The 24,393-nt window shown below is 38.7% G+C and carries 26 protein-coding genes and 4 pseudogenes; 11 read left to right on the forward strand and 19 right to left on the reverse strand.

Annotation, left to right across the window (positions count from 1 at the left end; all coding sequences use genetic code 11):
* Positions 1-40: 40 nt before the first annotated feature.
* Entirely contained in the window at positions 41-610 is a 570-nt protein-coding gene (locus V5M36_RS14785) for an L-threonylcarbamoyladenylate synthase (protein WP_338560366.1), read from the forward strand.
* Positions 611-1,051: 441 nt separating this feature from the next.
* On the opposite strand, the gene V5M36_RS14790 is transcribed toward V5M36_RS14785, so the two are convergent.
* A complete protein-coding gene (locus V5M36_RS14790) occupies positions 1,052-1,936 on the reverse strand; it encodes a DMT family transporter (protein ID WP_338560368.1) in 885 nt (294 codons plus the stop codon).
* 367 nt (positions 1,937-2,303) lie between these two features.
* On the opposite strand from V5M36_RS14790, the gene V5M36_RS14795 reads away from it, so the two are divergent.
* From V5M36_RS14795 to V5M36_RS14805, 3 genes are all read left to right on the forward strand, one after another.
* A complete protein-coding gene (locus tag V5M36_RS14795; protein ID WP_338560371.1) occupies positions 2,304-2,831 on the forward strand; it encodes a hypothetical protein in 528 nt (175 codons plus the stop codon).
* 173 nt (positions 2,832-3,004) lie between these two features.
* Complete coding sequence (locus tag V5M36_RS14800; RefSeq protein WP_338560373.1) at positions 3,005-3,547, forward strand: glutathione peroxidase; 543 nt, start codon at positions 3,005-3,007, stop codon at positions 3,545-3,547.
* Between the two features lie 294 nt (positions 3,548-3,841).
* On the forward strand, positions 3,842-4,465 hold the full coding sequence (locus V5M36_RS14805) for a hypothetical protein (RefSeq protein WP_338560376.1): 624 nt from the start codon (positions 3,842-3,844) through the stop codon (positions 4,463-4,465).
* Positions 4,466-4,541: 76 nt separating this feature from the next.
* Here the strand turns inward: V5M36_RS14805 and V5M36_RS14810 are convergent, their stop codons facing one another.
* Positions 4,542-4,961 (reverse strand): hypothetical protein, encoded by a 420-nt coding sequence (locus V5M36_RS14810; RefSeq protein WP_338564258.1) that lies wholly within the window; start codon positions 4,959-4,961, stop codon positions 4,542-4,544.
* A gap of 157 nt (positions 4,962-5,118) precedes the next feature.
* On the opposite strand from V5M36_RS14810, the gene V5M36_RS14815 reads away from it, so the two are divergent.
* Positions 5,119-5,559 carry an AAA family ATPase gene (locus tag V5M36_RS14815; RefSeq protein WP_338560379.1) on the forward strand — a complete coding sequence of 147 codons (441 nt, stop codon included), beginning with the start codon at positions 5,119-5,121 and terminating at the stop codon, positions 5,557-5,559.
* 141 nt (positions 5,560-5,700) lie between these two features.
* Here the strand turns inward: V5M36_RS14815 and V5M36_RS14820 are convergent, their stop codons facing one another.
* A complete protein-coding gene (locus tag V5M36_RS14820) occupies positions 5,701-7,071 on the reverse strand; it encodes an NAD-dependent succinate-semialdehyde dehydrogenase (protein WP_338560380.1) in 1,371 nt (456 codons plus the stop codon).
* Between the two features lie 370 nt (positions 7,072-7,441).
* Positions 7,442-7,534: pseudogene (locus V5M36_RS14825) on the reverse strand (F0F1 ATP synthase subunit epsilon); the annotation flags it as partial.
* Between the two features lie 355 nt (positions 7,535-7,889).
* Between V5M36_RS14825 and V5M36_RS14830 the strand changes: the two are divergent.
* Positions 7,890-8,429 (forward strand): annotated as a pseudogene (locus V5M36_RS14830) (IS6 family transposase); the annotation flags it as partial.
* 227 nt (positions 8,430-8,656) lie between these two features.
* On the opposite strand, the gene V5M36_RS14835 reads toward V5M36_RS14830, so the two are convergent.
* From V5M36_RS14835 to V5M36_RS14845, 3 genes and pseudogenes are all read right to left on the reverse strand, one after another.
* On the reverse strand, positions 8,657-9,025 hold the full coding sequence (locus tag V5M36_RS14835; protein ID WP_338560382.1) for a lysozyme inhibitor LprI family protein: 369 nt from the start codon (positions 9,023-9,025) through the stop codon (positions 8,657-8,659).
* Positions 9,026-9,767: 742 nt separating this feature from the next.
* Positions 9,768-10,058, reverse strand: a pseudogene (locus V5M36_RS14840) (PAAR domain-containing protein); the annotation flags it as partial.
* Positions 10,059-10,073: 15 nt separating this feature from the next.
* Positions 10,074-10,503 (reverse strand): annotated as a pseudogene (locus V5M36_RS14845) (PAAR domain-containing protein).
* Between the two features lie 248 nt (positions 10,504-10,751).
* On the opposite strand from V5M36_RS14845, the gene V5M36_RS14850 reads away from it, so the two are divergent.
* Positions 10,752-11,234 (forward strand): IS6 family transposase, encoded by a 483-nt coding sequence (locus V5M36_RS14850; RefSeq protein WP_445206286.1) that lies wholly within the window; start codon positions 10,752-10,754, stop codon positions 11,232-11,234.
* 181 nt (positions 11,235-11,415) lie between these two features.
* On the opposite strand, the gene V5M36_RS14855 is transcribed toward V5M36_RS14850, so the two are convergent.
* From V5M36_RS14855 to V5M36_RS14900, 10 genes are all read right to left on the reverse strand, one after another.
* On the reverse strand, positions 11,416-11,835 hold the full coding sequence (locus V5M36_RS14855; protein WP_338560384.1) for a F0F1 ATP synthase subunit epsilon: 420 nt from the start codon (positions 11,833-11,835) through the stop codon (positions 11,416-11,418).
* Between the two features lie 27 nt (positions 11,836-11,862).
* Positions 11,863-13,257, reverse strand: a complete 1,395-nt coding sequence (atpD, locus tag V5M36_RS14860) for a F0F1 ATP synthase subunit beta (protein ID WP_338560387.1) — start codon at positions 13,255-13,257, stop codon at positions 11,863-11,865.
* Between the two features lie 26 nt (positions 13,258-13,283).
* The gene (gene atpG / locus V5M36_RS14865; RefSeq protein ID WP_338560390.1) at positions 13,284-14,153 is read right to left on the reverse strand and encodes a F0F1 ATP synthase subunit gamma; all 870 of its coding nucleotides are present in this window, start codon (positions 14,151-14,153) and stop codon (positions 13,284-13,286) included.
* Positions 14,154-14,231: 78 nt separating this feature from the next.
* The gene (atpA, locus tag V5M36_RS14870) at positions 14,232-15,776 is read right to left on the reverse strand and encodes a F0F1 ATP synthase subunit alpha (RefSeq protein WP_338560391.1); all 1,545 of its coding nucleotides are present in this window, start codon (positions 15,774-15,776) and stop codon (positions 14,232-14,234) included.
* A gap of 63 nt (positions 15,777-15,839) precedes the next feature.
* Positions 15,840-16,376 carry a F0F1 ATP synthase subunit delta gene (locus tag V5M36_RS14875; RefSeq protein ID WP_338560393.1) on the reverse strand — a complete coding sequence of 179 codons (537 nt, stop codon included), beginning with the start codon at positions 16,374-16,376 and terminating at the stop codon, positions 15,840-15,842.
* An 11-nt stretch (positions 16,377-16,387) separates the two neighbouring features.
* A complete protein-coding gene (locus V5M36_RS14880) occupies positions 16,388-16,858 on the reverse strand; it encodes a F0F1 ATP synthase subunit B (RefSeq protein WP_338560395.1) in 471 nt (156 codons plus the stop codon).
* Positions 16,859-16,896: 38 nt separating this feature from the next.
* Positions 16,897-17,160, reverse strand: coding sequence for a F0F1 ATP synthase subunit C (atpE, locus tag V5M36_RS14885; protein ID WP_338560397.1), 264 nt, complete (start codon positions 17,158-17,160; stop codon positions 16,897-16,899).
* Between the two features lie 78 nt (positions 17,161-17,238).
* A complete protein-coding gene (gene atpB, locus V5M36_RS14890) occupies positions 17,239-18,114 on the reverse strand; it encodes a F0F1 ATP synthase subunit A (RefSeq protein ID WP_338560400.1) in 876 nt (291 codons plus the stop codon).
* A gap of 111 nt (positions 18,115-18,225) precedes the next feature.
* Positions 18,226-18,618: an ATP synthase subunit I gene (locus V5M36_RS14895; protein WP_338560402.1), complete on the reverse strand. Its 393-nt coding sequence runs from the start codon at positions 18,616-18,618 to the stop codon at positions 18,226-18,228.
* 175 nt (positions 18,619-18,793) lie between these two features.
* On the reverse strand, positions 18,794-19,630 hold the full coding sequence (locus tag V5M36_RS14900; protein ID WP_338560405.1) for a metal ABC transporter solute-binding protein, Zn/Mn family: 837 nt from the start codon (positions 19,628-19,630) through the stop codon (positions 18,794-18,796).
* Positions 19,631-19,771: 141 nt separating this feature from the next.
* On the opposite strand from V5M36_RS14900, the gene V5M36_RS14905 reads away from it, so the two are divergent.
* Genes V5M36_RS14905 through znuB form a run of 3 tightly spaced genes read left to right on the forward strand, consistent with a single transcriptional unit; the run spans position 19,772 to position 21,828 of the window.
* The gene (locus V5M36_RS14905; protein WP_338560406.1) at positions 19,772-20,263 is read left to right on the forward strand and encodes a transcriptional repressor; all 492 of its coding nucleotides are present in this window, start codon (positions 19,772-19,774) and stop codon (positions 20,261-20,263) included.
* A complete protein-coding gene (gene znuC / locus V5M36_RS14910) occupies positions 20,242-21,030 on the forward strand; it encodes a zinc ABC transporter ATP-binding protein ZnuC (RefSeq protein WP_338560409.1) in 789 nt (262 codons plus the stop codon). The genes V5M36_RS14905 and znuC overlap by 22 nt, the downstream gene beginning before the upstream one ends.
* 3 nt (positions 21,031-21,033) lie before the next feature.
* Positions 21,034-21,828 (forward strand): zinc ABC transporter permease subunit ZnuB, encoded by a 795-nt coding sequence (gene znuB, locus V5M36_RS14915; protein ID WP_338560411.1) that lies wholly within the window; start codon positions 21,034-21,036, stop codon positions 21,826-21,828.
* Between the two features lie 97 nt (positions 21,829-21,925).
* Here the strand turns inward: znuB and V5M36_RS14920 are convergent, their stop codons facing one another.
* Positions 21,926-22,579 (reverse strand): LysE family translocator, encoded by a 654-nt coding sequence (locus V5M36_RS14920; protein ID WP_338560413.1) that lies wholly within the window; start codon positions 22,577-22,579, stop codon positions 21,926-21,928.
* A gap of 84 nt (positions 22,580-22,663) precedes the next feature.
* Positions 22,664-23,284, reverse strand: a complete 621-nt coding sequence (locus tag V5M36_RS14925; protein WP_338560415.1) for a LysE family transporter — start codon at positions 23,282-23,284, stop codon at positions 22,664-22,666.
* Between the two features lie 164 nt (positions 23,285-23,448).
* Here V5M36_RS14925 and V5M36_RS14930 point away from each other — a divergent pair, with 164 nt between their 5' ends.
* Positions 23,449-24,369: a Dyp-type peroxidase gene (locus tag V5M36_RS14930; RefSeq protein WP_338560418.1), complete on the forward strand. Its 921-nt coding sequence runs from the start codon at positions 23,449-23,451 to the stop codon at positions 24,367-24,369.
* The last annotated feature ends 24 nt before the right edge of the window (positions 24,370-24,393 follow it).

A 24,393-nucleotide genomic window follows, 5' to 3' on the forward strand; every position in this document is an offset into this window, starting at 1 on the left:
GGTCCACAATAACGATTTAGACTGCAAAAGGTGAATTGTTATGCTTACAACCTCAGTTGCTGAGGCTGCTCAATGTTTAGCGCAAGGTAATGTTTTGGCCTATCCAACAGAGGCAGTATGGGGCTTGGGGTGTGATCCTTTCAACGAAAAAGCGTTTCATGAAATACTTCGCTTAAAACAAAGACCGATTGAGAAAGGCGTTATCTTATTGGCAGGTCAGCTCAGTCAAGTTGAGCACTTATTGGTTCGCCTTGATCCAGAAATCCGTCATCAAGTCATTGAAAGCTGGTCTAATCTGTCCAATCAAGATCGCGCAACGACATGGCTACTGCCCGCAGATGAACATATTCCAAAATGGATTAAAGGTCATCATCCTAAAGTTGCCGTGCGCGTCACCAACCACCCTCAATGTATTGCCCTTTGTAACGCATTTAATGGATTTATCGTTTCAACCAGTGCCAACCCTGCTGGTTTAGAAGCTGCCCGATCAATTCAGGAGGTAAATCACTATTTTGGTCATCAATTAAATTATCTGAATGGTGATTTGGGACTGAGTCAAGAACCCAGTAAAATTATCGATGCCATAACCGGTGAGATCATTCGTGCTTAAAATCTGTTTGGGTTTTTGTATTTTTAAATTGAAAAAACACCAAATTTAAGACAAAAAAAAGCTCAGTCAAAAAAGGGAGACTGAGCATATAAATGGATGTGTAATCACACCCAGAGGGTTCATAAATCACGAAGCAAACCACATATAAACTGAAAACAGTGGATGATTTGCGATAGCGCTATTATGCAACATATTAATTTGATGTACAAATTCTGACTTTTTCTTTAAAAGTCGATATTTTTATAAGTTACCTCTATATTTGTTTTACCAATATATTTAAGTGATTATTTTTATTTAATTAATATGGATATTTTTACTCAACATTAAGACCTAATAACAATAAGTAAAAAAATAATCCTAAAAATATTTTTTAAGAATATTGTGCCGTTTGTTTTATTTTTAAACAAAAATAAAACAGGACTTATATTTTTTAATATTTTTTCAAATCCGCCTTTGAGCTAAACCGACACCTAACAAGATCACAATACCGCCAATCGTATGATAAATCGTCCAAGCCTCATTAAGCCAAATATAAGCAATGATGGCTGTAAAAATAGGCATCAAATTCATAAAAATACTGGTTTGGTTTGGTCCAATGCGTTGCACAGCCATCATCCACACCAAAGGTGCCAATATTGAAGGAAAAATCCCTGCATATAAAACGCTTGCAAAATTATCAGATTGGATTGGATCTAAACCCAAGACCATCACAAAGGGCACATGATAAATAATCGCAAAACCGATTTGTATGTATAAGCTGATCATCAAAGGTAATTTGAGCTGCCATTTCTTTAGAAACACACCATAAAATGCATAAAAGAAAACAGCGATGATCATCAGCACGTCACCCCAATGACCTGCGAGATTCATCAGGCTTTCCCACCGCCCCTGACTGATCACATACAGTAGACCCGCAAAGGACAAGATACTGCCAATCACAGCAAAACGTGTTGGAATTTCTTTTAAGATAAGAATGGACACAAAGATGGTGAAGATCGGAATAAAGGCATTAATGATGCCCATATTGGTGGCTGTCGTATAATGCGCTGCTGTATATGCCAGTCCTTGATATAGAACCATGCCGCACAGACTTAAGAAGGCCAATTGCCAAAGATGAGGCCGAATGAGTTCACGCTGTTGCCAAACTTTTGGAATGATAAAAGGTGTCAAAATGGCAAATGCAATTAACCAGCGATAAAAACTGATACTGACTGGAGAAATATAATCTGCAACATAACGTGAAATTGCAATATTAAAAGACCAAATTAAAACAGCGATTACAGGCAAAGCCAGTGCCCAACTTAAATGCTTATTCTGAAGCCTCATTCAATAACAGTCCTTTTAATACTCATCTTTTACGTGAAAATCACGTCATTCAATTTTATTTTTTTCATGATAAATCCATCATCGTCATTAATGATGTTTCTAATTACCATATAGATTATAAAAAATAAAACAAGCAATCAAAAGCATATAATTAAGATACATTTCTCATATTCTGCAAAGCTTATCTACAAAAACACCATAGACCGCCAATTGTTGCTATGCGAGTTTATAAGCAGAGCGAAAAAATTAACGACACACTGTTTAGCTATGAGATTAGCTAGTTAGTTATGAGATTAGCTAAAAAGTTAGCTAGAAAAAAGTTAAACACAATCGTCATTTACCTACTTAAAAAATAAAGAGGATTAACATGAAAAAATTACTATTAGCATCAATGTGTATGACCACTTTAGCATTAGCTGCATGTGATAAAAAACCGAATGAGAATACTACGGCCGTTGCTGAAAAAAATGATACTCCAGCAATGACAACCCTAAGTAACAATGTCATGGCCGATATTAAAACTGATTTAGCACAATTAGAAATGCTGTCCAATACCAAAGCACAAGAAGCACTCAGCTTCCAAACTGAAGTGACTCAAGCCGCTCAATCAGGTGATCAAAAAGCCTTAGAAGGTGTTGTCGATAAAATGGAAAAATATATGGATACGTTTAATGACGATCTTGATGCATTAAAAATCAAAAGTACTGAAGCCTCTAACTTAAGAGAAAAAATGAAACAGTCAAATGAGTTAGGTGTAGAGCTTGCAGAAGCTGGTATTGAAAAAACTCCGAATATGGAAAAAATAAATGAACTTCAAAAGAAAGGTGTTGAACTACAAGAGTCAATCTTGAAAGACATGCAAGATTTACAAAGTAAAGTCAACATGGCAGCTTAAATGACAATCTAAAATACCTTTAAAATAGCATTTTATGGGTTAAGTCAAAGAACAGGCATATCGCCTGTTTTTTTGTACTTGAACTGATGCAGATGAAATGAAACTTTGCTTGAGTCTTAAGACAAAGCACGTTAAAACATTATCCATTCAGTTCATTTATTTAGGAATTCAACATGGCTTCAATATTTAATATTCCAGTACAGACGATTCAAGGTGAACAAATCGATCTTAGCCAATATGCAGGCAAAGTTCTATTAATTGTAAATGTTGCTTCTAAGTGTGGATTAACACCGCAATATGAAGGCTTACAAAAACTTTATAACGAAAAGAAAGCAGATGGATTAGAAATTTTAGGCTTTCCTGCGAATAATTTCCTTGCTCAGGAGCCTGGAACAGACGAAGAGATTCAAGCATTTTGTTCTTTAACCTATGACGTGGATTTTCCTCTCTTCGCAAAAATCTCTGTTGCAGGAGATGATAAACATCCTTTGTACCAAACATTGACTCAGGCAATTCCAGAGCGTCTTGGTGAAGGTCCTTGGTGGAAAGATTTAGTCGATTATGGTTTAACACCGAATCCTAAACCTGAAGTGCTCTGGAACTTTGAAAAATTTCTAGTGAATAAGAAAGGCGAAGTTGTCGCTCGATTCGCACCAGATATCACTGCAGATGATGAACGTATTGTTAGTGCAATTCAGGCTGAACTTGCAAAATAAGCACCAGTATATTCAGCCAAATCTATAATATACATTGTAGATTTGGCCTTTAATGAAAAATCATCACCCATGTCTTTCAACAACAAAACTCGCAAAGTCTTAAAAACGACACTCTCAACAGCATTGTTCGATATTCCTTCTTCAATTTATCCATTTTAAACCTGAATTTCACTCATGCTGATGCAAAGCCCACACTTTAAAACATAGATTTGTTATGACTTTGCAACAATCTATTTTAACTCCACAGTTAGTCTCTATATTTCAATTAATGCTGTTATAAAGTTTGTTAAAGTCATGAAAAAGCTGATTCAAGGAGCATTGCTCCCCTTCACTCTCTTCGCATCCGTCATATTGGTGATGGGTTGTGATAGCAGTTTTCAAAACTCAGTTGAAAAAGATGAAAATACCGCTCAATCCACGTCAACAACATCATCTGAACTCAATACAAGTTCAGAGCCTCAACAAGCTCAAGCTGATTTAAAAAGTGGCAATTATTTCTACATTGCTCGTGATGTTGCAGACATGCAGTTAAAAGCAGGTGAATATTTAGGTCAACTTCAAAACGCACAAGATGAACTTAAGCAGGCAATCGACTTAAAAGATCATCAAGCCTTACAAGCTTCAGCAAATAACTTACAGCAACAACTTAAAGGGCTTGAATCCACATTAAATGGGCTTAATCTAAAAAGCCAAGAAATTGATCAAATTCGTCAAAATATTTTATCGATCAACCAACAAGCTTTGGCCTCTCCTTTTTTAAATGGTGAAGTGGATTTAAGTAAAGTTGATTTTAAGAAGATCGAACAGCAAATGGGTTCTATTCAAGGCGAAATGTTTAAGTTGGTGACTTTATTTGCGCCAGGTTCAGACAGTGCAAATGATGAAAATCAATCCATCGAAGAATCAAACGAAAGTTAATTTTTAAAGATGTTGTTCACTATTTTCAAGATTCATCTATCAAAAGATACATCTATCAAAATTGAAACAGATAGAATCAGGTCATATTACATTCGCGATCTGTCCCATAAGCACGTTTAATATCTTGTTTAAATCGTGCTTTGGCAAAACGATAATTATTCGGTAAATAGAGCGTCAATCTGGTTTTATTTTGCTGTACTTTTTCCAATGTCGCCTTATGCAAATAATGATCATTTGGCGTTCGGGCAAATAATGTGACCTGTTCTAAATGCTCTTCAAGTAAATTATCGGTATATACAAAATTTTCATAATTAGAGAAAGCTATACAGTACTGATAAGCTCCTTTAAGGTTTTCATACGCGGTCAAATAAGGAATGTCCAGCACTGCACTCATTCCATTTGCATAGGATTCAGCAACCAAAATGGCTTCGGTAGGTTTGGTTGGCTCCATAACATAATGGCTTTGACATGCATTTAAACCACCAACAACTGTCATCAAAAAGAGTGTTACCGTTTTTTTATATTTAAATTTCAAAATTAAACCTATTATCCTGATTATATTTATCACTTCCGCTCTAAGGCAGCATTGTATTTTCACAGCTTAACAGACATAGTTTAATCGCTTACATCTATACTTTGGACAAAGACAGAAGATGCAACTTATCATTTTTACTGGCGTACAAGCGTCTGGTAAATCGAGCTTTTATCTACTCAATTTATCACATCTTCATCTTAGAATAAGTTTAGATATGTTGAAAACTAGACATCGGGAAAATATCATTTTTGAAGCATGTCTCGCGTCTAAAACAAAGATGGTCATTGATAATACCAACCCAAGCAAACTTGACCGCGCCCGTTATATTCAACGCGCTAATGATGCTGGCTTTGAAGTGATTTCGTATTATTTTGAAACAGATTTAGCCAGTACATTACAAAGAAATAGTCATCGTGAAGGCAAAGCTAAAATTCCTGAAGTCGGGGTTAGGGCGACGTTTAAAAAATTAGAAGATCCAAGTCGAGATGAAGGGTTTGATGCATTATTTAAGGTTAAGATTATCGGAAATGGTGAGTTTGAAATTCTTAGCAATGACTAATGTCACCCCTAAGTCATGGATACGATAAAAGACCGAAACAATGAAAGAAAGCCATCTTATAGATAGCTTTCTTATGAATATTTTAACTTTTAGAATGAATATTCTTCATTAAAATCTCACTTCATTTAAATCTAGAAAGATTTAACTCTTCTTCACCACGACCAGTTTCTTCTGTACGAACTCTTTAAATCCATCAATCGACAGCTCGTGCCCATAACCTGAATTTTTCACCCCACCGAAAGGTAATTCTGGTGCTGTATCCGTAATCCAATTGATCCAGATCATCCCTGTTTCAACACGTGATGCTAGCTTTTTCGCTCGTTCGATATCAGTCGCATGAATCACACCACCGAGACCATAATTGGAGTCATTGGCAATTTCAACAATGTCATCATCATCCTTCGCGATATAAATTTGTGCAACAGGCCCAAAAAACTCTTCATACCAAGCTTCATTGTCACGAGTGATATTTTCTAAAATGGTTGGCTCATAGAAGTAACCCTCGTGTTCTACTGCTTTTCCACCGACAACTAAAGTTGCACCTTGCTGAACTGCTTTATCGACCTGTTTCACTAAATTCTTTAAAGCATTTTCTGATGACAATGGACCAAGTGTCGTTTGACGATCAAGCGGATCACCGATTTTCAATTGCTTAAATGCAGCGACTAAGCCTATTTTAAATTGATCAGCGATTTTCTCATGTAAAATAAATCGCTTAGCAGCAGTACAGACTTGTCCCGAATTATTCACACGCGCTTGGCAGCCCAATTGAATTGCACGCTCTATGTCAGCATCGTCCAATACAATAAAGACATCATTCCCACCTAACTCAAGCGTCGATTTTTTGAGATATTTACCTGCTTGTTCAGCGACTGCACTACCCGCACCTTCAGAGCCTGTTAATGCAACACCACGTACGCGTTTATCCGTAATAATATCGGCGACTTGATCGCTACTAATAAATAAGTTGGTCCATACACCTTTGGGTGCATCCGCTTCTAAGATCAACTTTTCAAAGGCTTCAGCACATTGCGGCACAATACCTGCGTGTTTAGCTAATACTGGATTTCCGATCGCACAGTTTGGTGCAAATACGCGCATCAGCTGATAAAACGGAAAATTCCAAGGCTCCACCGCCATAATGATACCCAGTGGATGATGCTCCACCCACGCTTCACCGTGATCTGTTTTATAAGGAATAGGTGCTAAGAACTCTTTAGCATTCTTTGCATAATATTCTGCGATCGCAATACAGCTATCAATTTCGCCTTCACTTTGCTCAATCAATTTACCCATGTCTTGCGTAATGAGTTTTGCCAGTTCTGCTTTTTGTGACTCTAAATTTTTCGCTAATTGATTCAACACATCTATTCTTAACTCAACGTTTTGAGTCCAGTCTAATTTGAGTATTTGTGCTGCTTGATTGAGTGATTGTTGAATATCTTGTTCTGTGTGGGATTTATATTCTTTCGTTTTTTGATTGGTAAATGGGTTAATCGATTGATACGTCATAATTTTTCCCTTATTAATCAAAAATAATGATTCTGTCGTGTCTCCAGCTTTGAAAGTTCTCGCCTTGAAAAGACTAATATTGAAGCGAAATAAATACAGCTTTCTACTATGCAGACACGTATCCAGTGAACTTAAACTATCATTTATTTTTTTAACTTCGGCTTATCTTTACAGTTTGGTTCAAAACATTACTGAGAGAGGGTAAAAATCATGTGGAGATGAACAAATAATATTGAGCTTTTATGCGAGTTATTATTATCTTTTGAAAAATAATTTTTTTGCAAATACCTATTTTAGTTGTAGTTAAAGTTTTGAAAAATTAATAAAAAAACCACTCTCTCGGATGGTTTCTTCAATCTCAAACCATCGCTTATTGAGCGCGATTTTTGATTTTTCGGATCGTTTCCAACTGAGCAACAGTTTCTGACAAGACAGCAAGTGCAGCAGCTTCCAAATCACATTTTTATTTTTTACAGAAATTATCAAAGCTTAAACAAAACACAAAGCGCTTTATTAAAACCATTGCTCATGCGTAACAAGACCATATGCTCAAAAAACAACCAATTAAAGTAGAAAAATAGCAAAAGATAAACAGAATTATTGTACAAAGAATATAGATTAATGACCTAATTATTTCATTCATTAACTAGCGAAGAATTAATTTGATTACGTGATAGCATTAAAAAAAATTAAATCAAAACCATTGGATTCAATGAATAGTCTAATCAATAAGAAGATGGATTGTCCGAGAATACAAGGTTCTGTCGCATAAAGGAGAGATTGAGCTACTATAACGCTTACATTACCCAGTTGATGTAATTGCACAATGCGTTCGATGGTATTTGGCATATTCTTTAAGCCTGCGTAATTTAGAAGAGATGATGGTAGAACGAGGAATCAGATTCGATCATTCAACATTGGATCGTTTGATTCTAAAAATCACGCCAATATTCAATAAGCTCGTTCTTCGATTTAAGAAGCCTGTACAGCAGTTTTGGCATATTGATGAAACCTATATCAAAATCAAAGGAACATGGCATTACTTATATCGAGCCATTGATTCAGCAGGTAAAACGGTAGACTTCTTATTGACTCAACGTCGTGATACCAAGGCTACTTATCGATATTTAAAAAAAGCGATCAGCAAACATGTTAGTCCTATTCGAGTCATTCTTGATAAAAGTGGTGCAAACAAAAAGGCAATCGATCATTTTAATGTTGGATTTACTCAATGTAAGCCGATCACCATTAAACAAAATAAATACTTAAATAACCGAATAGAACAAGATCATCGATTTATAAAGAAAATAGTGAGAGCTAGGCTCGGCTTTAAATCATTTAGATCGGCCCAGATTATTTAATCTGGAATAGAGTTAATGCATATGATGAGGGAAGGACAGTTTGATTTTAGGGGATCAAGTGATTCCATAGGATCATTGTATCAATTCGTTAGCAAAGACAAGAGTTTAGCCAAATTATTAAAACTTCAATTCCTTAGTGCGACAGAACTCTTTGAAATATGGCTAAAATCATATTTTAAAACATCGAGCTATTTATTGCGTAGTTGTATTTAATAATACAAACATCATTTGTATTTTTTTATAAACTCAATGCGCTCTTTGCTCATATCAATTTGGCATTGTATTGCATCAAAATGACTTTCACGACCATAGTTTGCTTCATCTACTACGCATTTTCTTTCTTTTTTTATCACCCAACTACGTTGTAATTGTTGAAGTTTATTCATTTTATTCTTTTTTAAAATCGCCATTTTGTTCTTATAAGTCGTATTAAGTTTCTTATCAACATCTTTAAACTCATCAATATAACAACCCAAAATATCATTGTGAATTGTGCTGTTTGGAACACACTTAACCTGAAAATCGGTATCGGCGAATACTAAAGTGCTACCGAATAACATCATTAAAATGAAAAAATAAAATTTTCTATTCATAACAATCACACTTAAGCCCTTTTTCAAATATATCTGCTTCATCTCTGCGTCGCTTCCCTACACCGCTGTTTCCTTTCGGTCCTGTTTTATTCCAAAGTTTAGACATATCTCTAAAAATATCAGGAATTTTTTCGGGACTATTTGATTCTAAGGCTTCTTTAATTTGACGCATATGTTTCCGTGTTGTTCCGCCATTCTTTGGTTCTGTTAATCCTGGTCCACGATTAAATACCAGCGAAAGTAAAACACCTTGGCAATGAGGATGAAGCTTTAACGCATTAGGATAAACGGAAAGCGTCTGGTTGGCATATCTTGTCTTAAGCACTGTAGCCAAGTGCAGACCTTTTTCCTTTGTAATTGTTATATCTAATAATTGTGGGACTAAAGCCTTAGCGGAAGCTCCCTTTTTTCCTTGGGCTTTTAACAATCTCTGAATCTGAGCTTCAGTATAAAAAGGCGTTAGATCGGCTTTAATTTGAGCTTCTGATTGTTGACCGAGATCATAACCAATCGCTAATGTTACACCACTAAGATCATCACCCGGCTGATAAGGCTTAGGTTCAAATTTTTCATATTCTAAAATTTTCTTCCACATCTCCATTGAAATGACATACGGACCGGGTGATGAATTAAAAGTAACAGTTTCTACAACACATTCTGGTGGACAAGGTTCTTTTTTCTTATCTGCCACTAAACTGTTGCTTGTATTTGATTGAGTGTTAGTAGACTGTAAGCTATAACGATTTGAGGTTCCCGAACTTCTCCCCCCTGCATCACCGACAACATGAGATTGTTGAGGTAATATTTTCGCCCCACAGGTCAAAGAATCCCCTACAAAAGCGACTGCCTTACCATCAAAAATGATATGATCATTACTTTTAATGACAGTAGACCAACACTTACATTTAGGGCAGAAATGTCCATCGCTAGCTCGAACAAAATTATTACCTTGTTGAGAACTTCTTAATTGAGTAGAAGGGATAATCCCACCGTGATCCGTCGGTGCATTGTTAATCGCAAAACCTTTCATTATCCCAGTCCTTAAAATTTAGTCATGACTAAGAAAATTCTTAGATGTTGGTTGATCTTTAAAAATACGGATTGTGATTGCTGTAATAGGACTATCAACAATTTCGTCACCGTTTTCTAAACGACTACCCACCAATGCCACAGAAGCCCCCTCAACAATACAGACCTCCCCGGCACCCGAAATAATTTTTGAAGTTGTGCCATCAGCATAAATTACATTATCTCCTACACGACCAATAGACACCCCCTTAACTTTCAAAATATCAGAAGAAGCTTTTAGTAATCCGCCTTGTTTTGTTTTAGCTCCATTCACAGCCAAATGATAAATCGTATGAGGCTTATTATCGTAATAATGCTGTTCAGCTTGAATTATTTGTTCAATGTCTTCTTCAGACATTTTTTTTATTTGTTCAATAGGCAATTCATGAAAAAAAAATAGGACTTGTCATTTTTATATCCTTTAAATTATTGTGACCAAATTAGCATAAAAAAATGGCTCTGTCGCATTAAGAATAGTTTGAGCTGCTATTGAATTTTAAAGAAGCTTAACATGTCATTTTCCAGTGCATTTAAACGTTTACATTATCCAACTGATATGATTGTACAATGCGTTAGATGGTGTTTGGCATATTCTTTAAGCCTGCGTAATTTAGAAAAGATGATGTCAGAATGAGGAATCAATTTTGATCATTCAACATTGCATCGCTGGATTCTAAAAATCACACTAACATTCAACAAGCTTATCCTTCGATATAAGAAGCCCTTACAGCAGTTTTGGCATATTGATGAAACCTATATCAAAATCAAAGGAACATGGCATTACTTATATCGAGCGATTGATTTAGCAGGTAAAACGGTAGATTTCTTGTTGACGAAACGTCATGATACAAGGGCTGCTCATAGATTCTTTAAAAAAGCAATCAGTAAACATGCTTGTCCAATTCGAGTTACTTTTGATAAAAGTAGTACGAACAAGAAGGCGATTGAATATTTTAATGTTGGATTTACTCAATTTAAGCCGATTAGGATCATACAAAATAAGTATCTAAATAATCGAATAGAACAAGACCATCGATTTCTAAAAAAAAGAGTGAGAACTATGCTCGGCTTTAAATCATTTAGATCAGCCCATATTATTTTATCTGGAATAGACTTAATGCATATGATGAGGAAAGAATAATATGATTTTAAGGGATTAAGTGATTAAGTGATTAAGTGATTAAGTGATTCCATAGGATCACTGTATCAATTTGTTAGCTAAGACAAGGGTTTAGCCAAGTTATTTCGACTTCAATTCCTTAATGCAACAGAACCAAAAAAAACCACCCTCTCGGGTGGTTTCTTCAATCTCAAACCATCGCTTATTGAGCGCGGTTTTTGATTTTGCGGATCGTTTCCAACTGAGCAACAGTTTCTGCCAAGACAGCAAGTGCAGCAGCAGTGTCCAACTCGCTCTTTTGATTTGCAAGCAAAGCTTCAGCGTTTTTACGCGCTTCAATAATTGCTGCTTCATCTAAGTTTTCGGCACGAATTGCAGTATCTGCAAGAATCGTAACGATATGCGGCTGAACTTCAAGAACACCACCCGATACATAGATTAACTCTTCTGTACCGTTTTCCAACAGAACGCGGATCGCGCCCGGTTGAAGCAAAGTTACTAACGGAGCATGGCCAGGCATAATACCCAACTCACCGCCAGCACCCTTCGCAATTAGCATAGTTACAGTGCCAGAGTACAAAGACTCTTTTACACTTACAACGTCACATTGCATAGTCGCCATGAGAATCTCCTAAATTAGAGCAGCTAATTAAAGTTTCTCGGCTTTAGCAATAACTTCGTCAATACCACCAACCATATAGAACGCTTGTTCTGGAATGTGATCGTATTCACCAGCTAGAAGACCTTTAAAGCCACGAATCGTTTCTTTAAGAGATACTAATTTACCAGGTGCACCAGTAAATACTTCAGCTACGTGGAACGGTTGAGAGAAGAAACGTTGGATTTTACGCGCACGGTAAACAACCAATTTATCTTCTTCAGCCAATTCGTCCATACCAAGAATTGCAATGATGTCTTTAAGCTCTTTATAACGTTGCAAAATGTTCTGTACAGAACGTGCAATTTCATAATGCTCAGCACCAACAACTAATGGATCAAGCTGACGTGAAGTTGAGTCTAGTGGATCGATCGCTGGGTAAATACCAGAAGATGCGATGTCACGGCTCAATACAACAGTTGCGTCTAAGTGAGCAAATGTTGTTGCAGGCGATGGATCTGTTAAGTCATCGGCAGGTACGTATACCGCTTGGATTGACGTAATAGAACCAGACTTAGTCGATGTAATACGTTCTTGAAGAACACCCATCTCTTCTGCAAGTGTAGGCTGGTAACCTACTGCAGATGGCATACGACCTAGAAGTGCTGATACTTCAGTACCTGCTAGTGTATAACGATAGATGTTATCTACGAACAATAGAACGTCACGGCCTTTACCGTTTTCGTCTTTCTCGTCACGGAAATATTCAGCCATGGTCAAACCAGTCAACGCTACGCGTAAACGGTTACCCGGTGGCTCGTTCATCTGACCGTAAACCATTGCTACTTTGTCTAGAACGTTAGAATCTTTCATTTCGTGATAGAAGTCATTACCTTCACGAGTACGCTCACCAACACCAGCAAACACAGATAAACCTGAGTGAGCTTTTGCGATGTTGTTGATCAATTCCATCATGTTTACAGTTTTACCAACGCCGGCACCACCGAACAAACCAACTTTACCACCTTTCGCGAACGGGCAAAGTAAGTCGATGACTTTAATACCAGTTTCTAAAAGGTCAGTAGATGCTGCTTGTTCTGCATAAGAAGGTGCTGCACGGTGAATCGGTAAACGTGCTTCAGTTGCTACAGGACCTGCTTCATCGATAGGGCGTCCAAGAACGTCCATGATACGACCAAGAGTTGCTGTACCTACTGGAACAGAAATCGGTGCGCCAGTGTTGATGACGTTCAAACCACGTTTAAGACCTTCAGTAGATCCCATTGCGATTGTACGAACTACACCATCACCAAGTTGTTGCTGAACTTCTAAAGTAGTTTCAGTACCGTCAACTTGGAGAGCGTCATAGATCTTAGGAACGTTATTACGTTCAAACTCGACGTCGATAACCGCGCCGATGATCTGAATGATACGACCGCTACTCATTGCTGTCTCCTCAATTCAAAATAATGTTAAACGGCAGCGGCACCACCAACGATCTCAGAAATTTCCTGAGTAATCGCGGCTTGACGCAGCTTGTTATAAATAAGTTGTAGGCTCTTAATGATGTCGCCTGCGTTATCCGTTGCAGCTTTCATTGCAACCATACGCGCAGACTGCTCACATGCGATGTTTTCAATCACACCTTGGTACACCACAGACTCAATATATCGAACCAACAAACCATTCAGAAGCTCTTCAGCTTCAGGTTCATAGATGTAGTCCCAACCGTATTGACGGTTAAGAGACTTGTCTTCTTCAGCAGCAGCCAAAGGAACAAGTTGTTCGATTTTTTGGTTTTGAGTCATGGCATTGACAAAGCCGTTTGACACTAGATAAATACGATCTAACTCGCCTTTATCATAAGCATCCAACATCACCTGTACAGAACCAGATAACTGTTCAAGACTTGGTGTATCACCGACATTCGTCGTTGCACCAAGAACTTTACCGCCGTAGTTTTTAAAAAACGAAACCGCTTTTTGACCAATTAAAGCAAATTGAACTTCAATTGACTGCTCTTGTTGCTGCTGTACATGCTTAACAACTTTCTTGAACAAGTTAATGTTCAAACCACCTGCCAAACCACGATCTGAAGAAACAATGATATAGCCAACGCGTTTTACAGGGCGTTCAACCATATAACGGTGTTTGTATTCAGGGTTCGCTTGTACTAAGTGAGCAATTACACGGTGCATATTTTCGGCATACGGACGGCCCTGAGCCATGCGCTCTTGCGCACGACGCATCTTAGAAGCTGCTACCATCTGCATCGCGCGAGTAATCTTCTGCGTGCTTTTGATACTAGCTACTTTGGCGCGAATTTCTTTTAAATTTGCCATACGCTAAACCTAGTATTCGAAGGCCCTTTCGAGCCTCCGAAGGTTGATTCCGTGAACCAAACTTAACTAAAGCTTATCTTAGTAAGTTTGAGTCGCTTTAAAGCTTTCAATACCTGCTTTGATTGCCGCTTCGATATCTTTGCTATAGTTGCCAGTGGTATCGATTTCTTGCATTAACGCAGCATGTTCTGAACGGAAGTAAGAAACTAACGCAGCATCAAAGTCTACGATTTTCTTCACTTCAACGTCAGTCATATAACCTTCGTTAGATGCATAGATTGAAACAGCTTGGTCAGCAATTGAATATGGAGCATATTGTTTTTGCTTCATTAATTCAGTTACACGTTGACCATGTTCAAGTTGCTTACGTGTTGCTTCATCAAGATCAGAAGCAAACTGAGCAAATGCTGCCAATTCGCGGTATTGCGCCAAAGCGGTACGGATACCACCAGACAATTTCTTAATAATCTTCGTTTGAGCAGAACCACCAACACGAGATACAGAGATACCCGCGTTCACAGCAGGTCGAATACCCGCGTTGAACAATGATGTTTCTAAGAAGATCTGACCATCAGTAATCGAAATTACGTTAGTCGGTACGAATGCAGATACGTCACCCGCTTGAGTTTCAATAATCGGTAATGCAGTTAATGAACCAGTTTGGCCTTTAACTTCACCGTTAGTGAATTTTTCAACGTAGTCAGCAGATACGCGAGAAGCACGTTCAAGTAGACGCGAGTGAAGATAGAATACGTCACCTGGGTACGCTTCACGACCTGGTGGACGGCGTAAAAGCAATGAAATTTGACGATACGCAACAGCTTGCTTAGACAAGTCATCATAAATGATAAGCGCGTCTTCACCACGGTCACGATAGTATTCGCCCATTGTACAGCCAGAATACGGAGCCAAATACAACATTGCTGCTGGATCTGATGCACCTGCTGCTACAACAGTTGTATACGCCATAGCGCCAGTTTCTTCTAGCTTGCGTACTACGTTAGCGATAGTCGATTGTTTTTGACCAATTGCTACGTATACACATTTAATGCCAGATTGTTTCTGAGCGATGATCGCATCGATCGCCATTGCTGTTTTACCAGTTTGACGGTCACCAATGATCAACTCACGTTGACCACGGCCTACAGGGATCATTGTATCTACTGATTTATAACCAGTTTGTACAGGTTGATCCACTGATTGACGCCAAATTACGCCTGGTGCTACTTTTTCAACAGCATCAGTTAATTTTGCATCAATTGGGCCTTTACCATCAATTGGGTTACCCAAAGCATCTACTACACGGCCTAAAAGTTCTGGACCAACCGGAACTTCTAATACACGACCTGTGCAACGCGCTTTTTGACCTTCTTGAAGGCTTAAGTAGTTACCTAAAACAACGACGCCCACTGAATCCTGTTCTAGGTTCAGTGCCATACCAAAAAGGCCGCCGTCGAATTCGATCATCTCACCGTACATTGCATCAGCAAGACCGTGAATACGCACAATACCGTCGGAAACCATAACAATGGTTCCTTCGTTCTTTGCGGTTGCGCTGGTGTCCAGATCGCCGATACGCTGTTTAATGAGCGCACTGATCTCGGATGGATTCAGTTGTTGCATTGCGCTATACCTCAATCTTTAATTAAGTTCAGTCTTCGTCTACGCAGCTATTTTCAAGCAATATTACGCAAGAAGACGAGTCCGCATTTTTTCAAGCTTGTTAAGCGCAGAATCATCTATCACTTGGTCGCCTGCACGAATAACAACACCTGCGATTAACGCTGGTTTAACTTCAACAGTCACATCTACTTTCGCATTAAAACGTTTTTCTAATGCAGTTTTAAGCAGTTGCTCTTGTTCAGCATTGATTGGTAATGCAGTTTCAATCACTACATCAACAACATTGTTATTCTGTGATTTAAGCAGTTCGTACTCTGTTTCAATTTCAGGTAAAAGCGCCAAACGATCATTTTCAGCAAGCAATGTCAAAAAGTTTGACACAGCTGCGGTTTGATCTTCGCCTAAAATTTTTGCAAAAAGACTCACCTGCTCTACAGGAGTAAGCTCAGGGCGACTCAAGTAAGCGGAAAATGCTTCATCTTGCACAGCAGCACTAAGCACTTGTAACACATTAGACCAATTGTCAGTTGCACCTTGCTCAGAAGCGAAAGCAAATGCTGCTTTTGCATACGGGCGTGCTAACGTCAAGAATTCAGCCATAATCGCCTCGCTTAAAGTTTAGCAGCCAGCTGAGTAAGCATGGCATTGTGAGCTGCTTCATCAACTTGTTGGTTCAGAATTTTCTCTGCACCAGTCACTGCCAAAGCAGCTACTTGTTGACGTAATTCTTCGCGTGCAGAATTGATTTCTGTATCAACAGCTTCTTTAGCCTGTTGACGAATACGCTCACCTTCAGCAGATGCTTGGGTACGAGCTTCTTCAACCAATTGCGCACCACGACGGTTCGCTTGTTCGATCAATTGAGCCGCTTGTGCTTTCGCTGCATCAATTTCTTGCTTAACTTGCGCTTGAGCATCAGCAAGATCTGCTTTTGCTTTTTCAGCTGCATTTAAGCCATCAGCAATACGGCGCTGACGTTCACTAATCGCATTGATTAGTGGTGGCCATACAAACTTCATGCAGAATGCGACGAAAATCGCAAATGCAATCGCTTGGCCAAACAATGTGAGGTTGATATTCATTGCAATTCCTCAAATAGTTGATTTCGGAATTTAGCGAATTAAACCAAGCCAGCTAACAAAGTTGTGAACGGGTTAGCAAAGATGATGAATAAGCCAATACCAACACCAATCATAGGCACAGCATCAAGAAGACCTGCGATTAAGAACATACGTGTTTGAAGTTGTGGAGCCAATTCAGGTTGACGAGCTACAGCTTCAAGGAAACGACCACCTAAAAGACCAAAACCGATCGCAGTACCTAAAGCACCAAACGCGATTAAAAGAGCAGCTGCAACAGCAGATAAGCCAACTACTAAATCCATGAAAAAATCCTCAAAGGTTGAGTTTAAATCAAACAAAAAAACTTTAGCTCAACCACTCAATGTGGTCGAGCAATATAATTAATGCTTTTCGCTAGCCATACTCATATATACGATAGTCAACATCATGAAAATGAATGCTTGTAAGGTAATAATAAGAATATGGAAAATAGCCCACGGCACAGACAATGCCCATTGAATCCAGAACGGTAATAACGCGATCAGAATGAAGATTAACTCACCTGCATACATGTTACCGAACAGTCGCAGTGCCAATGAAATTGGACGCGCGATAAAAGTTACTAATTCGAGTAAAATATTGACTGGAATTAATAAAGCTTTTAAAAATGGGTTACTTGGGTTAAATGGGTTAAGTGCAAATTCTGCACCAAATCCGACAATCCCTTTCTCACGAATACTATAGAAAATAGTCAACGCAAATACTGATAACGCCATACCTAAGGTAACGTTTGGATCAGTCGTTGGAACAATTTTGAAGTAAACATGGTGAGGATCCATACCAAATACGTTTGCACCGATCAATTGAGCTGTATACGGGATAAAGTCAACTGGGATTAAATCCATTAAGTTCATGAGGAAAATCCACACGAAAATGGTTAATGCTAGTGGTGCAATTAAGCGTGATTTGCCATGAAATGTGTCGCGGACACTTGAGTCAACAAACTCGATAATCATTTCAATTGCAGACTGGAGCTTGGTAGGAATACCAGAGTTTGCAGCTTTCGCTACACACCAGAATAACAAACAGAAAATAACACCAAGGCCGATTGACCAACCCATCGAATCCAAGTGTATAGCAGTGAACCCCATCTCTTTCGCTTCTTCAGCAGTCTCAGCTAACTTCCACGAGCCGTCTGGCATTTTGCCATACGTCATGTTGGTTAAGTGATGCTGAATATACTCAGACGAGGTAAGGGTATGTTCGTCAGCAGCCATAAATCACACCTGGTTAATGTCAAATACTAAATTAGAGTTAACGAATATCGCGTGCTGCTTGATATCTCGTTAATCTTCTAAAAAACTTTTCAATTTTTGTTGCGACTAAACTCATTTTGATAGGCGTGACGCCCAAAATGGAGCGACCCACGTCATGGTCTGAACGAGTATAAAACCACAAAACAATGCCCCCGCTGACAACGGTTTGACATTGATTAAAATCAAAACGAATCCAACAATCACTATTGCAAACTTACCGAGCAAACCCCGATACATATTCGAAAGAACCTGTTTCGAAGCTCTTGCACCTGCAGCTCTGAACGACTGCCATGAAAAATAACAACTGGCTAGCCAACACACAAGTGCACCTAAAGCTGCACTCAAAGCCGCAGTCGAGTCTTTCAAGACCCACGCTACCAAGGCTGAAACAGGTATCATACACGCTTGCAAGATGACCAAAGCTTTCGCTAATCGTCGGTCAATCAAGCGACTAGTTCGGCTCATTTTTTACTCACTTACAGCATTTATGCTTGACAAGTTTAGCTGATGATTATTTTTAATCGCAGGCATTATAGAGTTACCCCCCTAAACATGCAATCTTTTCCCGACCTTAGTCAGGTATTTTTAAATCTTTGATTGCTGTCGATATATACAATAATCGAGCACTTTTACGTCATTTTTACTGTTTTTGTACGCAAGTTCGTGTCATTTTTGCTAACACTTGCCAAGCAACTACAAAACTATCATGTTTCGAAAAGCTTTCATCTACTGCTTGAAAGTTCACGTTTCCAAGCTTATTAAACTGATTTTCATTAGCACTTGATTCTGCCAGCAGACACATCTTGGTTTTTGGACGGTTATCATTTAAATATTTGATTTGCGCAATGGTTGGCGCCATGTTCGGATTTTCCGTGAGTGATCCCGCAAACTTGAGATTAAGCGGTCGCTCTAAATATTGATACGCATCATGGAAAGACCAATATGGTTTAACTTCATTGTTCTTTTGTATTTGCTGCGAGATTACAAACATTTCACGAGCAAACTTCTGTGCATTCTGCCAGTAAAGCGCTTTTTGCTCAGGATATTGTTGTGAGCGCAATGCAGCGATAAAGAAGCCGATGCGGACAGCATTATTCGGTTCTAACCACACATGCGTATCGATGGTGTCTTTCAAAGCAACACCACGATTGTTACGTAATGGCATGGTTTGCAAAATACCAGAATCAAGTAGCGCAACAGCATTGCTATTTTTATTCAGTACGCTACTTAAAGGTGCTTCATGAGCCTTTCCGACCCATATGACCAATGAAGCATCTTGAATCATTTTTCGATGCGCAGGAGTAAGATGGACATCATGCCCAGTCTGATTTTCAAGAAGTAGTTTCGGCACCTCCACCCCTTTTGTAATTTCTTTCGCGATCAGATAAATCGGATGAGTCGAAATCACCAAAGGAGCTTGGGCAAAGGTGTTCATCCCCAACAAAGACATGAAACAGAAAGCCATAAAGCGCAACATAAAGAAGAATACCACTATAAATTTCATGTTATAATATAACAATTAGTCAAAAATGCCTATGCTGTTCGTAAGTTGTTCTTGCTTCATGGTAGTATTGAATGATAATTCTGTTTTTCTTTTTATCAATCTTTGAGGTCGACAATGAGCGTATGTTCGCATGTACATCATGATACTTTACACGGCGTGCACGATCATCCGAATGTTGAAATTCGCCTTATTGAAGCTGAAAACCAATGTATAGCGACGGGTGCACGTCTAACGCCTTTGCGAAAAGAGGTTTTAGAACTGATTCTAAATGCATCTGGTCCAGTCGGTGCTTATGAACTTTTAGCCAAATTAAAAGGTAATGCTGAACGTACAGCTGCGCCTCCGACGGTATATCGAACTTTAGATTTTTTATTAGAAAAAGGCTTTATTCATCGCCTCACTTCGATCAATGCTTACATTCCGTGTTGTCACCCGCGTGAAGGTCATCAAGCCGCATTTTTGATTTGTACAGAATGCAATACTGTAAAAGAAGCCTCTGCTTTGGGTCTGATCCAACAACTTGACCATTTAGCAAGTTCTGATCAATTCAAAGCACATCACAGTATTATTGAGATTTCAGGATTATGTCAGCAGTGTTCGAATTAGTTTCAACGCCTACATTGGTTCATCTAGAAAAAATTAATGTAAGAATTGATGAACGTGACATTCTCAAAAATGTTGATTTTTCAATTCATCCCAAAGAAATAGTCACGCTAATTGGTCCAAATGGTGCAGGTAAATCAACACTTATCAAAGTCATCTTGGGCATCGTAAAACCAAATTCAGGTAAAATCAAAACCAATAAAAAGCTAACTTTGGCCTATGTACCTCAAAAGTTTAACCCCTCTCACAGCCTACCCTTGCGCGTTAAAGATTTACTCGGACTTGAAAAATGTGATCCCGCAGTAAAAGCTGAAATTATTCGTGATACGGGCATCGCAAAATTACAAGATTCGAAAGTACAGCAACTTTCAGGTGGTGAGAGACAACGTGTCCTTTTAGCGCGTGCTTTATTACGTCAACCCGACTTACTGGTCCTTGATGAGCCGATGCAAGGTTTAGACATTCAATCCGAAGCTGAGCTTTATGATTACGCTCGGAGCTTACCAGAGCGTTATAATTGTTCAATTCTGATTGTTTCGCATGATTTACAGTGGGTGATGCAAGGGACACAACGTGTCATTTGTCTCAACAAACATATTTGCTGCAGTGGCTTACCCGAAAGTATTCAACAACATCCAGAATACCAAGCAATTTTTGGCACCAATCGCGCTTTTTATCAACATCATCATGATCATTGCGGTCACGGTGATAGCGCGCAGCCTTGCCAACACGACTCTCGTCCACATATTCACCCTGAACCGGAAGCCTAAACCATGATGGAATGGTTACAACTCCTATTACCTGCATGGATCATGGGTACGTTTTTGGTGTTTTTAACTGCCCCACTCGGCTGCTTAATGCTGTGGCGAAGAATGTCTTTTTTTGCTGATACGATGGCACATGGCACATTACTCGGTGTCGCAATTGCAGGCGTACTTACCCTCCCCCTCTGGCTGGGTGTCACCTTTACAGCTCTTTTATTAGTAGCGGTACTGTGGGTACTACATGATCCTCGTCTACCCAATGATGCACTCTTGGCACTCTGCTCAGCGACGCTGTTATGTTCGGGTTTATTACTGATTCAACATTTGCCCAGTTTAAGACCCGAGTTAATGAGTTATTTGTTTGGTGATCTACTGACCATTTCATGGTCAGACTTACCTGTCTTTGCCTTCGTGATTATTGCTGCGCTTAGCGTACTTTATTACAACTGGAAAGCTCAAATTCACATCGCAATCGATCCTGACATGGCCATCAGCGAAGGTGTCAATTCAAAATGGCAGCGCTTGATTTTCATGTTATTACTCGCGCTTTTTACTGTTTTGGCATTACGCGCTGTAGGATCTTTATTAATGGGCGCACTGCTGGTGATTCCCGCATTGACAGCTCGATTACTGGCACACTCACCGAAGCAAATGGTGATCTGGGCATTTATCGTCGCTCAAGTGGGCGTAACTGTAGGTTTGTGGTCAAGTGCTGGCTTAAACATTTCGACTGGCTTGAGTATTGTTCTAACCATGTCGATCTTATTTACCCTCATTTTCACTATTCAAAAAGTTAAAAAATAGCGTAAACATCTTCATTTTAAAGCGGCGTTAATCGCCGCCTTAAAATGTTGAGATACATCTTGATCATTTAACTATTTTCGACGCATTGCCCATATTCTTAATAAAGATTGAATGATTCAGCCTTAATAGAAATATACAGCCCATATCCTGCTATCGCGATCAGCATGAAACCACACAAGCCCAATACTTTCGGATACAGCGTACTTTTAGACAAGTTATTGAACGTGAAATAAACCACAGACAAAGTTAAAAAATCCAGAACAATCCATGCCACCACCAGAATCATTAAACTGGTATTGATATTAGAATGAATGCCAATAAATTGCGGAAAGAATGAAGAGAAAAAAATAATATCTTTAGGATTCGATATTCCAACCAAAAAACCTTTTCTTAAACCACCTTGAATTGGAGTGATCATTTGGATGTTTTGAGAGTTGTTTTGAGAATTACTTTTAGACTTACTTTGAAAGACCTCTCTTAATATTTCATAGCCCAAATAACCAATATAAAAACAACCTAAGACCTTAATGGTCAGAAAGATCGTTTCATTAATGTTGAGCATGCCTTTTAAAATAAAAATGGACAGTGCAATCAAGATCAGAGAGGCTAGATTAGTCCCAACAATGGTTTCTAATGCCTTTTTATAACCACTTTTTAAGCCTGCGCTTGCCACTAAAATCATGACTGGGCCAGGACTTGCAATCATGATGATCACGGTAATGACATAGGCATAAAACTCAAAATAATTCACTCAAAACCTCAACTCTTTTCTTAATTATTATCTTGGTGCAATTTCAAAAATCTAATTCACTCAAAATAATTCACTTAAAACCAATTACTGATGAATCATACTGAGTAGACCAGCCGCACCTGTAAATAAAATCGCAAAAGTACGATTCATCATTTTTTGTTGTTTTGGCGATTTTAAAAGTTTTAAAACTTTCGCAGCTAAACCTGTATAGCCAGCCATTACAATCAAATCAATCGTGATCATCGTCACTGCCATAACGACATACTGCGTCCATTGCGGTTTAGAAAGATCTAAAAACTGAGGTAACACGGCCAACAGAAATACGATGGCTTTCGGATTACTCATATTGATCAAGAAACCATATATGACTAATTTTGATGCAGGCTTATTCGAAAATGTCTGAGCTATTTCAATCGCTTGAACAGGAGCATTCCACTGCAAATAAGCCAAATATAATAAATACGCGACACCAAACCATTTTATGGCTAAAAATGCCCATGGCGTAGTTGCAAACAACACCCCCACACCTGCTGCGACAATGCCGATTTGAACGACTAAAGCGAGTTGTAGACCTATTGCATTCCAATAACCGTGTCTGAAGCCATAATTCAAGCCACTCGACATAGACGCAATTGCACCCGCACCTGGAGAAATACTAATAATCCAGCAGGCCAACATAAAAGCAAACCAAATTTGTAGAGACATTGATAGTGAGAAGGCTAATAATTTCAAAGAGAATTATATGACTATTCTCGTTTTAAAGTCGTAATTTTTGCTCTAGAAATATCATATTGGTCTGTTCACAACCCTGCGCATCAGGCACAATAAGCAGAGCCGCGCAGGAAATTATAATTTTTCAGGAGCCATGAATGACTGCCCAATCTGTAATTTTACCATTACCCTCAGATCATGCTCGCTTTATTACTTTGCGTTTAAAAGATTTAACAATTGAACAATTAAAAGAACAATTGGCCGCACTCTTTACTGCACGTGATCGCTTAATCACTCAACATCCTAATGCACAAATTAAGACTGCTGTGGCATTTGGTCCTGAACTTTGGGCTCAACTTTATGATCAAACGCCAATTGGTTTTAAACAATTAGATCCAATCGCAGGCTCTTTCAATATGCCCGTCGTTCCTGCTGATGTGATTATTCATATCGCAGCACAACGTACAGATATTTGTTTTGCTTTAAGCCAAGCCTTTTTTGACGGTATTCAAAATCAAGTTGAAGTTTTAGACGAGCGCGTTTGCTTCCGTAATTTTGATGGTCGTGATTTAACTGGCTTTATTGATGGTACTGAAAATCCTCAATTTCCAGATGATCGTGCTGAAACAGCGCTACTTGGTGTAGAGGCAGGTGTATTCGCTGATGGCTCTTTTGTATTTGCTCAACGCTATGCACATGATTTAGAGAAATGGAAAAAATTAAAAGTTGATGCTCAAGAACACGTGATTGGTCGTACTAAATTAGAATCAATCGAGCTTGATGATGATATAAAACCTGAGAATGCTCATACTGCTCGTGCTATCGTTGAAGATGGACAAGGTGAAGAAATGGAAATTCTACGTCACTCACTTCCATATGGTGATGGCCACGGTGATCAAGGTTTATTCTTCATTGCTTATACTAAAAATTTGAGTATTTTGGATGAAATGTTAAAACAGATGTTCGGTACATCTGGTGATGGTATTCATGACCGTTTACTTCATTTTGTTACAGCGGTAGACGGAGCTTACTTCTTTGCACCAAGTGAAGAGTTGCTGGAAGAAATTTTGGAAGGGTAAATAAAAAGCCGACGAGAGTCGGCT

The organism is Acinetobacter sp. KS-LM10 (assembly GCF_036896575.1).
Taxonomy (GTDB): Bacteria; Pseudomonadota; Gammaproteobacteria; order Pseudomonadales; family Moraxellaceae; genus Acinetobacter; species Acinetobacter avistercoris.